The organism is Vibrio sp. 10N.261.52.C2, from assembly GCF_041471425.1.
GTDB lineage: Bacteria > Pseudomonadota > Gammaproteobacteria > Enterobacterales > Vibrionaceae > Vibrio > Vibrio crassostreae_C.
This window is the reverse complement of sequence record NZ_JBFROH010000050.1, coordinates 63,494-73,263: the sequence shown is the minus strand read 5'-3', so window position 1 is coordinate 73,263 and position 9,770 is coordinate 63,494. Positions and strand designations below refer to the sequence as shown.

Below are 9,770 nucleotides of genomic sequence, written 5' to 3'. Positions count from 1 at the left end.
TCGTATCTCGTATCTCGTATCTCAAATATCTTTTCTTCCACGCACAAAAAAGAGCACCGAAGTGCCCTTATTAGATTTTAAGCTAGCTATTAATAACTAACGATTATTGCCATATAGCTGAAAGTGAATCCATCAGGCCGCTCGTCGCACCTTGTGACTGCAATGCTTGAAGAATGATTGGCGCAAATGTCGTAACCATTGATGGATCCATGCCTAATCCAGAAAACGCACTTTCAACGGCACCTTGTGAGCTTAGTAGCGATGATAGCCCCGTAGACTCAAGGCTCGACATGCCTGGAATAAGTGTCGCGAGTTCTTTGTTGTCGGCTGTGCCAAGTGAGTTTTGTGCAAGGGCCAACATTGAACCAATACCGCCAACTGCTTGGTCGCTGGTAACAGAAGCTTGGTCAGCTACCGTATCCACAAGTGGTGTTGTTTCGTTCTGCTGAGACCACATATTCACTGCTGCCATTAGTGCAGTTTGTGATAGTTGGGAATAGTTGGTATCTGATGATGAACTGGTTTGTTCAGAGTCGCTAGTGCTAGCGCAAGAGACAACAGCAAGGCTGCTTAAAACTGTGATGAGTACTTTCTTCATTATTCGTCCTTAAGTAATAAAGTAATTTACTCTTTCACTATAAACGAAAAACGGCGATGTAGTCACATCGCCGTTGGATTATTTCAATTTTATTTGCCAATAGTATTTTGTTTTACTAAAGGTTTTTATAAAAATTAAAGAATAGCTAGAAGTTCTACTTCAAATACTAGAGCAGCAAATGGTGGGATTGCAGCACCTGCGCCACGCTCACCGTATGCTAGATCTTGAGGGATGTATAGCTTCCACTTAGAGCCAACAGGCATCATTTGTAGAGCTTGTACCCAACCTTGAATTACGCCAGTTACAGGGAATTCAGCAGGTTGACCGCGAGATACAGAGCTGTCGAAAACAGTACCGTCAGTTAGTTCGCCGTGGTAGTGAACACGTACTTGCTTGTCTGCAGTTGGGATTTCGCCAGTACCTTCAGTTAGTACTTCGTACTGAAGACCAGACTCAAGAACCGTTACTTCTGAACGAAGAGCGTTGTCAGTTAGGAAAGCTTCGCCGTCAGCTGCTGCTGCTTTAGCTAGTTCTTGACGTGCAGCTTCACCACGAGTGTGTAGCTCTTGTAGTGCGTTGTTGATTTCGTCAACTTCGATAGCTGGCATGTCACCAACTAGAGCTGTTGCGATACCAGCAGCGATTGCGTCAACGTTTAGGCCTTCAAGACCAGAACCAGCAAGTTGTTGGCCCATTTGTAGACCGATACCGTAGCTAGCTTTTTGCTCTACAGTTTCAAATTTTACTTCAGACATGAAAAGTCACTCTTTTTGTCAGTACGAAAAGGGTAAGAATACCAGTATTAGCAGCGTGAAGAAACGGCTAGTCCCTGATCACTTGCGCTTTACCGTGCCCAAATCACAGCCATGTCAATTTTCTCGCTTTGGGCCTTGTTGTGACGGAAAGATCTATACTGTTGGTACTTTGGTTTTTATACTGTAGTTATTCAATGTATAGGACGCAGTGGTATGAATCGTCGTCAAAAGAAAAAACAGAAAGTTGACCACTTAGCAGAATTCAAGGATCGACTGAATCAGGTCAAAGAGAAATTGAGTTCGATCGATGTGAAGAAAATGAAAACCTCGACAGCGCAAACTTGGGGGTCATTGCCGAAGTTACACCAAAGACTGTTGATGGTGATTTCTCCGATCGTACTGATATTACTTTTTGTGCCGCTACCAGAACCTAAAGTAGACACAGCTCCAACAACATCGCGCGTTGAGCTTGAAATAAACACCGTCGGCTTAAGCGAACAGCAAAATGCCAAGAACGGCTCATTAGAACCGAGTAACAAAAATTGGCAGGAGTACCTTGTTAAGCAAGGGGATACGTTAGCGCAGGTTTTTCGAAACAACGATTTGCCATTGTCTGACTTGAATGCGTTAGTGCGAATTGAAGGTGCAGATAAGCCGCTCAGTCAGATTCGTAAAGGCCAGCTGGTTCGTTTCAAACTTGCTGAAACTGGGCAGTTGGACATTCTTCAGCTAGAGAAAGGCGACACTTCGGTGATGTTCTTCCGCTTATCCGATGGTGGCTTTGGTCGCAGTAAGTAGATGAATAGTGAGCCTGATTTAAAGCGCTTCACCAGACACAGATAAACGATAGAAAAGAGCTAAGCATTAGCTCTTTTTTTTGGTCGCTTGAAAGGGGCGAGTGGCAAGATGATAAGCATGATTCCGATAAAGGTTAATGTATCCGGAATCTCATCGAACCATATTGCACCTATTAGCGCGACAAACACCAATCCTGAATACTCAGCCAAGGCAATTTGGCTAGAGTGTGCTTTTTGATAGGCAGCAACCGCAAGGCCGTTGTAACTTAAGATTAGCGTCGCACTCAGGGCTATGTATCCCAAATGCTCCACAGACACCGGCTGCCAGTATAAGAAGCACAGTACTAATGAGGCTGGAATAGAGAATAAGGTTGTCCACCACAGCGTAGTGACCACCGTTTGCTCACTAGGAAGCTTTCTTACGAGTACATTAAATAGTGCTAGGGTGAGTGCTGTCCCCAAAGCAAACAGTGCCGCCCAATGAAATTGTGATGGCCTCAAGACAATCAATGCACCAATAAAACCTATGGTTGTGCCGATCACCTTGCCGAGTGCCGGTTGCTCTTTCAATAGCAACATTGAGAGCGGCAACATCAGTAAAGGCGCGACATAAAATACTGCGTTGGCGGTTGCCAAAGACAAGTGAGTGATCGCGACCACCATGCACCCACTGCCGATCAGAATTAACTGACCTCGAATGAAGGTTACCTTAGCCTGCTGTAAGCGCCGTTGTTCTTTTTTCTGCTGTAGCCACAAAGGGGTGATGATGAGCAGAGATATCAACTGTCGGAAAAAAATATACTGTAAGGGCGGTACTTCGCCATTTAACAGCTTTACCGCTACGTCGGAAAGCGAGGCAAACAAGTTACCTGCAACCAACAATAGAATACCGGCAGTGATATTCGTCATTATTTTTCTAATCTCATGTCTATATGAGGAATGTCATCTTCGAGGTACATATCCGAGATGGTGTTGAAGCCGTGGCTCGCATAGAAGTTTTCTAGGTGTTGCTGCGCGCCAATATCAATGGCCGTATTTGGCCAAAGAGCCTCGCAGCGTGTTAATGCTTCTTTGATTAATTGATGCCCCAAGCCACCACCTCTTGCCGATTGCTTGGTTGCGACTCGACCGATGCTGGTGTTGTCGTAAGAGGTACCTGGTGGTAATAAACGTGCACACGCTACCAACTCTTCATCAGCATAGCCAAGCAGGTGCTCAACACCCGCGAGTGTATCTTTACCGTCCAGCTCTGGATAAGGACAAGTCTGCTCGACCACAAATACATCGACTCTTAATTTAAGTAGTTGATAAAGCTGTTGTGTTGAGAGTTCAGAAAAAGGAATTGAGTGCCAAGTGATCATGTTTACATCCAGAGATTATCGATGCCCTGAATGTACTATGCGTGATGATTGTTGGCATTAACTATTGTTAATTCGACCTTTAATTCTGCTCAGGCTGATTGCGGTTATTCCTAGGTAGGCTGCAATTTGATTGTCGTTCAAGCGCTGCTCAAGGTCGGGATAGTGCTCGCAGAACAGCTGATAGCGTTGCTCTGGTGTATAGAGCAGCATGAAGCGTTCTTTGTTTTCCTTATGCATCAGTTGTGTTTCTAATAGCTTTAAATACAAAGGATTATTTGATGCACGCCACTCGATAACCGCATTCATTGGCAGCTCTAACATGGTGATGGGTGTCAGCGTTTCTAATAGGTAAGGAGAGGCTTGGTTCTTTATCAGACTCTCAAAGCCGATGATCCAATCTTGTTCCCAATAGAACTCTTTGCTGTATTGCTTACCATCATCAGTGAGGTAGCAGGCATGGCACAAGCCTTCAAGTACAAAGTAGATTGAACTCGCCATCTCACCTTGATTGATCAAGATGTGTCTGGTTGGCAACTCAAGTGGCTTGGCGACAGCGAGTAGAGATTCAATCTGGCTTTCAGAGAAGTCGAAGCTTTGCAGTTGTTCGATAAAAGAGGTGTGCATGAAAATAACCTATCCCAAATAAGTGCCGAAATCATCGCACTTATTTGGGGAGAGGTACAGAGCAGGCTAAATCAGCGTCGACTGTGTTGTTCTAGATAATCTTGAGCGAGGTCTCTTCCCATGTATTTTCCTAGGGTTTTCAACGGTACTTTCTTAAGATTAACCACAATCAAGCCATCCAAGGCATCATTAAAAGATGGGTCGACATTAAAACACACCAGTTTACCGTTCATCCCTAGATATTGGCGCAGCAGTACCGGCAGGCCTTTACCTTGCTCCATGCGTGCTAACACTTTAGAGAGCAGAGGCACACTCGCCAGTGAAGAGAGCAGGTGATTTTGCCAGAACACATGACTGCTGGTATTGAGTGGTGACGAAGGTGAAACCAAATTCGCCTTTTCCTCATCATAATGGTGGATTGATAACGTGGTCGCGATCAACAGACGCGCATTGTGGCTGTAATCATTGCTGATACTGACTGGGCCGAACAGATGGGTATATTGAGGGTGACGAGACACAAAGGTCGCAATGCCTTTCCACAATAGTAACAGTGAGTTCAGGCTCTTTTGGTAAGGTTTACTTACTACCGATCGCCCAAGCTCAATGCTGTTTTCTAGAGTATCAATGAATTCTTGGTTGTAGTTAAACAGGCTACGAGAGTAGAGCTGATCAAGCCCGTGCTCAGCGATGAGTTTGTCGACCATACCGAGTCGATACGCGCCAACCAGTTCTGCCTTGGTTTTATTCCACACAAACAGTTGATGGTAGTAAAGGTCATACTCATCTAAATCACAGGCCAGCCCGCTGCCTTCTCCGACTTCTCTAAAGCTTTCTTCTCTTACTCGACCAATCTCGCGCATTAAGTTAGGAATGGATTGGCTAGGCGTGCAGTAGACCTCAAAGTTCCCTTGCTCGAGCAGTTTCATCTCTTCAGGGAGTGAGTCTATCTCTATTGATAAGACTTCTGGTGGAATAGGCGCTATCACTTGGGTATCGAAAGAGGGCGCGTGGATTGGCGTGTTCGGACTATCTTGTTGACTCATTAGATAGGTATTAAGTCGTAGGTAGTTGACGATATCCATCTCTTTTTCAAACGATTTTATCTCTGAATACGGAATCGATGAGCCAATCGAGATAGAGATAGTTGTCGCTTGTTTATTAAGAAGTTCACGCCCGAGTAGAGCGGTTCTCAACAGTGGATGAACACGACCCGCTTGATAGAAAAGCTCACTGTTCTTGCCATTGATAAAGATAGGTACCGTGGTGGCTTGGTGACGTTTGACGAATTTCGCTACCGACTTGCTCCACTCGATGTCTGTCAGTGTTTTTGCCCCTTTACGGTAGCTTGATACTTCACCTGCTGGGAATACAATCAATAGTCCACCATCAGCCAAATGACGATTGGCATCTCGAATCGCTTTGGCATTGGTGCGTTTCGATTCTTTACTGTTAAAGACATCGACACCGATGAAAAGATCATCCAGTTCAGGCAGGCGCTTAAGTAACTCATTGGCCAGCACCTTCACATCCTTTCTTACTGATCCTACGAGATCGGCAAGGATCACGCCTTCGATGGCGCCAAGCGGGTGGTTCGCCACAATCACGACAGGCCCTTCTTCCGGGATGTTTTCCGTGCTTCCCGATGCAACCGAGTAGTCGATATTGAGCGCCGACAGAGTGTAATTCATGAATTCGAAGCTAGATAACTCGTTTTTACGATCTTGGTAGAGTCGGTCTAGCTTAGATAGCCCAGTTGCCCACTCGACAACAGACTCACCTAAACCAAAAGGCGTGTAACGTGGTAAACGAAAAGGACTATCAATCATAATGAAATTACCTTACTTAATCAGTTGCGGCCAAACTTTATCGGCTTGTTGAATATGCTGTGCTTGGTCTTGTTCCCAGCGCTGCTTAATCTCTTGGTCGTAGTTAAGATAAAGTTTGTCATCAACTATGGTCCAATACTGTGGGTCACCTGGTGCGAAGTCGTTTTTGGCAGAAACGGCCCATGCGCAATAACCACCATATTGAGGGGCATATTTTTCAGGATTATTAACAAATAAAGTCAGATTCTTTTCAGAAGAGAAATACCAATCCGCCCCTTTGTACTCAGTGCTGAATTTTTTACTGCCTTCAATGGGCTTACCGGAAGTGAAATATGCGACGGTATCGTAGCCATCGAGCGCCTTACTGCTAAAGAAACCAGTGTAGATTTCATCGGCGGCAAATACGTACGGGCTAACAAGTAGCAGAACCATGGTGAATAGTTTTCTCATGATGGACTCCATCTATAGATTGATTGCGGGTGATAAATCAAAGGTAAAGCGCTGCTGATTTATCTGACATGGTTTAATGGGTTCGCATGGTGAGCCGGGTGCATAAAACATAGAGGCTTGACCATGCAGGTTACGTAAGTGTGTAAAGCTCACGGTATGTGCGTCTTCGCGATGCATACAGGTCGCTAAATGAGGTTGCTCATTGTGATGGTGAGAGTGGAACATCAGTAAGTTCTGTTGATTCTTACCTGCCGCCATGAGCTGATCATATTTTGCTTGTCGGTAGGCTTGCACTCGCTCTAAATCAACACCGGATGAGAAGAGTGGAGAATCAGTGTCGACTATTTTCTGTTGAATACCATCCCACATGTAGGCGATAACCAGACCATTGTGTTGGGTTAGATTGGGCGCGAAAGCTAGCAAGGTAAATGGGGCAAAAGAGTGTAGGTATAGCTTGTGAAACGCTTCAGATAGCTGACTGATATTACGACTCGATGATAGGTTTTTAAGTAGCAAACCGCGGCTTACTAAAGGACCAACGGGCACTGTGCCTTGATAGTTATTGAGTAGGCATAGCGAAAGCCCGAACTCATTAATACTTATCCAGCTACCGCCGCCAGTTGGGTCGAGTGGCATAATGATATCGACACCGTTGACTCGATATTGTCTGGGTGGCATTGCCAGTGCTCGCGTCTTTTGTTCATCACGATTAAAAAAGACCTGATAACCATTCTCTTCAAGCAGCCAAGATACTGAACACATGATTATTGCTCCCTCAGATAGCTGTTGGTGGTTGGGGCATAACCAAAGGTGTTGCAGGTCTCGACGTCTAGGAAGGTGGTGATCACCTTGATCATCGCGTAATGATGATTGGCATGCAGTGCGGCAAAGGTGACCTCTCTTTCGAGCGTTGAAGGCAGGCTTGCGAACACTTGAGCATCCATCGAAACCTCGGTTTGGATCATGATAGGCGCTTCGAGATCTCGACGGTCTAATCGTTCAAGCCAGTTGATCACATAGTGGATCTCTTTGACTGCAATAGAGCGGTCGTATTCGACAGGATGACCACGACGACGAGTGTTGTAATCAACGGTCTCATCCTCTTTTAAAATCAAGGCGTGAAAAAGATCCAGTGTGTGACGAGTATGTTCACCGATAGAGCTTGTAACGTGTGGCTTTGCTCGTGTTAGGTAATCGCTGTCAGAAATCGCTAACAAAAACTCTAGACCCTGATTCAATATCTCTACCGCTCCCTTGATGCTAGGAGAGAAAGAAGTAAGGGCGCTCGGCTGGGCTATGGGGTTCATTCATGATCCTCGTGAAAAGTTAGTCGGTAGTCGGATATTGTTGAACAAGACGTCGCTCTTCTTGCCACGCCGCAAATAAGCTCTTGAAAGAAGGGGATTGGTGGCCTCGTTGTTTTTGCTGAGCGCCAATATCAAAAAGAATGCGATATTGCAGAAGTAGCGTGGAAAATATCTCTCGCAATGGGGTGTTGCGATCCCAGATATGTCCAGCCTCACTGCTTGCGCCATTGACCTCAAGAATCGTGAAATCCTCGCCGTTCATTAGGCTGTACATGTCTTTAAACTTGACGTCGAGTCGACCAAAGTGAAAGCCATCGAAGTCGTCGAATATCTCGTCTAAGCGTTCTGTTAGAGCCTGAGTGATGTATTGATTACCGTCTCGGAAGATACAGCCACGGCTATGGCTGCCTGCAAACGCGAGTTGGAACTCTTCACCCTCTGCGAGCACTTGATCCAATTTATCTTCATGCCTTGGTAGATACAGGTGGCTGAGTTGCCCAGCGCGCGGGCTGTTTTCAATTAACTGCTTGAGTGTCGACTTGCCATCACCCATCACCATTGGCGCATATTTGAGTGTGATCGAGATGATCTCACCTTGCTTTTTATTTGGGTAACGAACGTAGAAAACACCCGCTTCGGCTTGATAAGGCGCCTTTTTTTGCAGTAGAAAGCGAGCATTATTTGGGAAAGATTCGACATATTGCTCAAGTTGAACTTGGTTGTTGATCAGCTTAACGCCAACACCTCGACAGCCAAGATCCGGCTTAGCCACGATAGGGAAATCAAGATCCGTTTGTATGAGTGCGCTGCGTGCGTCTTCGGCTTGTTTTTTACTGCCGAGATCCGTTTTGGTTAGGGTTATAAACGGTGAGATCCAACGCTGACTTGAAGATCCGGCAAGGCTCAATATCTCATGTTTTGATTCGCCTACCATGCCGCTTAACTTAATGCTTGGATTGGCGATGAGCGGCAGCGCCCAGTCAAAGTGCCGTAACCCTTGCATCAGGCTTTGAATGACCACTGGCGTGTAGAAGAACCAAGTCGGAAGAAACTCATAAGGAGAGACGCTGCGCACGGTATCTTTTTCAAGCAAAGGCATGCCTGCATTAATTTGATGTGCTGGAATGATGCGAATATCTTGCGGTGAACTCATGATAATCCTCTAGAGTAGGTTCTATTCATTAATCGATTGCCGATAAACAGCAAAGCGATGGCACACGGGATGATGATCCATTGATATTCAGAGGCTTGCAGCCACGCTGATGTCCCTAAATAGTAGATGGCAGAGAAGACAATGCCAGTCCAGAGCGCAGTGGCACTAATCACGGCAAACAAGAAAGTAGGCAGTGGGATGGCGAAAAAGCCACTTAAGGTAAAGCCGACGGTACGAAGCCCGGGAATAAAGCGGATAACAAAAAGGCTGCTGAATGCGTTCTGACGTAATTTGGTACGAAGCGAACGAAAGTACTTATTAGTGAGGGCTTTATATCGAACACCTCGGAAGTAACGTCCTGATTTACCCAGGTAATAAAGACCGAGATCACCCGTGGCAATACCGATGAAAATAGCAAGCAGCGCATATTGAGGAAGTATTAGACCTTGAGTCGCGATACCTGCCGCCGTAACAATCGCAAGATCTTCAAGCAGATAAGAAAGCGCGATGATGCCAAGCATCAGCCATAGCAGCGACTCCTCCCCTGAATGTAACCATGCTTGAATGCTCTCGACGGTGCTCATTAAATGTCCTTATCTATCCTATAGATGAATGGCTTAACCACCATTCATTGAGTGTAGTAAATTAAATAGACAGGAGGAGCAGATAAAAACTTACAGCTGATTAGTGTTTTTTTGTGTTGGATTCATTCAATTGGTGGTTTGAGTCGTGCTGTTTGACTGCTGTTTTGAAGCTGAAGGCGTGGCATTTGGAAGCGGGTTGAACGAGAGTTTGTCGTTCGAAAATTAGGGCTTTGGGCTGAACATTTAGAAAAAAAGAAAAAGGCTGAGTCGTAAAACTCAGCCTTTCAGAACGTTAACTATGGATTACTTAAGCAA

The 9,770-nt window shown here is 45.5% G+C and carries 12 protein-coding genes; 1 reads left to right on the top strand and 11 read right to left on the bottom strand.

Going from position 1 to position 9,770, the window contains the following annotated elements:
• Positions 1 to 103 precede the first annotated feature (103 nt).
• Both AB4307_RS18230 and AB4307_RS18225 read right to left on the bottom strand, forming a co-directional pair.
• Entirely contained in the window at positions 104 to 598 is a 495-nt protein-coding gene (locus tag AB4307_RS18230) for a DUF2780 domain-containing protein (RefSeq protein ID WP_017058875.1), read from the bottom strand.
• Positions 599 to 732: 134 nt separating this feature from the next.
• Positions 733 to 1,353, bottom strand: coding sequence for an FKBP-type peptidyl-prolyl cis-trans isomerase (locus tag AB4307_RS18225; RefSeq protein WP_017078817.1), 621 nt, complete (start codon positions 1,351 to 1,353; stop codon positions 733 to 735).
• A gap of 213 nt (positions 1,354 to 1,566) precedes the next feature.
• Between AB4307_RS18225 and AB4307_RS18220 the strand changes: the two genes are divergently transcribed.
• Positions 1,567 to 2,151, top strand: a complete 585-nt coding sequence (locus AB4307_RS18220; protein ID WP_017058876.1) for a LysM-like peptidoglycan-binding domain-containing protein — start codon at positions 1,567 to 1,569, stop codon at positions 2,149 to 2,151.
• Positions 2,152 to 2,210: 59 nt separating this feature from the next.
• On the opposite strand, the gene AB4307_RS18215 is transcribed toward AB4307_RS18220, so the two are convergent.
• The 9 genes from AB4307_RS18215 to AB4307_RS18175 all read right to left on the bottom strand — a co-directional run bounded on the left by AB4307_RS18215 (position 2,211) and on the right by AB4307_RS18175 (position 9,455).
• Entirely contained in the window at positions 2,211 to 3,059 is an 849-nt protein-coding gene (locus tag AB4307_RS18215) for a DMT family transporter (RefSeq protein WP_017058877.1), read from the bottom strand.
• Positions 3,059 to 3,511, bottom strand: a complete 453-nt coding sequence (locus AB4307_RS18210) for a GNAT family N-acetyltransferase (RefSeq protein WP_017058878.1) — start codon at positions 3,509 to 3,511, stop codon at positions 3,059 to 3,061. The genes AB4307_RS18215 and AB4307_RS18210 overlap by 1 nt, the downstream gene beginning before the upstream one ends.
• Positions 3,512 to 3,568: 57 nt before the next feature.
• The gene (locus AB4307_RS18205) at positions 3,569 to 4,135 is read right to left on the bottom strand and encodes a Crp/Fnr family transcriptional regulator (RefSeq protein ID WP_017067547.1); all 567 of its coding nucleotides are present in this window, start codon (positions 4,133 to 4,135) and stop codon (positions 3,569 to 3,571) included.
• Between the two features lie 71 nt (positions 4,136 to 4,206).
• Complete coding sequence (locus tag AB4307_RS18200) at positions 4,207 to 5,961, bottom strand: bifunctional lysophospholipid acyltransferase family protein/GNAT family N-acetyltransferase (RefSeq protein ID WP_372132850.1); 1,755 nt, start codon at positions 5,959 to 5,961, stop codon at positions 4,207 to 4,209.
• A 12-nt stretch (positions 5,962 to 5,973) separates the two neighbouring features.
• On the bottom strand, positions 5,974 to 6,411 hold the full coding sequence (locus tag AB4307_RS18195; RefSeq protein ID WP_017058881.1) for a YHS domain-containing (seleno)protein: 438 nt from the start codon (positions 6,409 to 6,411) through the stop codon (positions 5,974 to 5,976).
• A gap of 12 nt (positions 6,412 to 6,423) precedes the next feature.
• Positions 6,424 to 7,173, bottom strand: coding sequence for an NRDE family protein (locus tag AB4307_RS18190; RefSeq protein WP_102394291.1), 750 nt, complete (start codon positions 7,171 to 7,173; stop codon positions 6,424 to 6,426).
• A 2-nt stretch (positions 7,174 to 7,175) separates the two neighbouring features.
• Positions 7,176 to 7,718 carry a DinB family protein gene (locus AB4307_RS18185; RefSeq protein ID WP_048618622.1) on the bottom strand — a complete coding sequence of 181 codons (543 nt, stop codon included), beginning with the start codon at positions 7,716 to 7,718 and terminating at the stop codon, positions 7,176 to 7,178.
• A 19-nt stretch (positions 7,719 to 7,737) separates the two neighbouring features.
• Entirely contained in the window at positions 7,738 to 8,871 is a 1,134-nt protein-coding gene (locus AB4307_RS18180; protein WP_017058884.1) for an ATP-grasp domain-containing protein, read from the bottom strand.
• A complete protein-coding gene (locus AB4307_RS18175) occupies positions 8,868 to 9,455 on the bottom strand; it encodes a DedA family protein (RefSeq protein ID WP_017100018.1) in 588 nt (195 codons plus the stop codon). The genes AB4307_RS18180 and AB4307_RS18175 overlap by 4 nt, the downstream gene beginning before the upstream one ends.
• Positions 9,456 to 9,770: the final 315 nt, after the last annotated feature.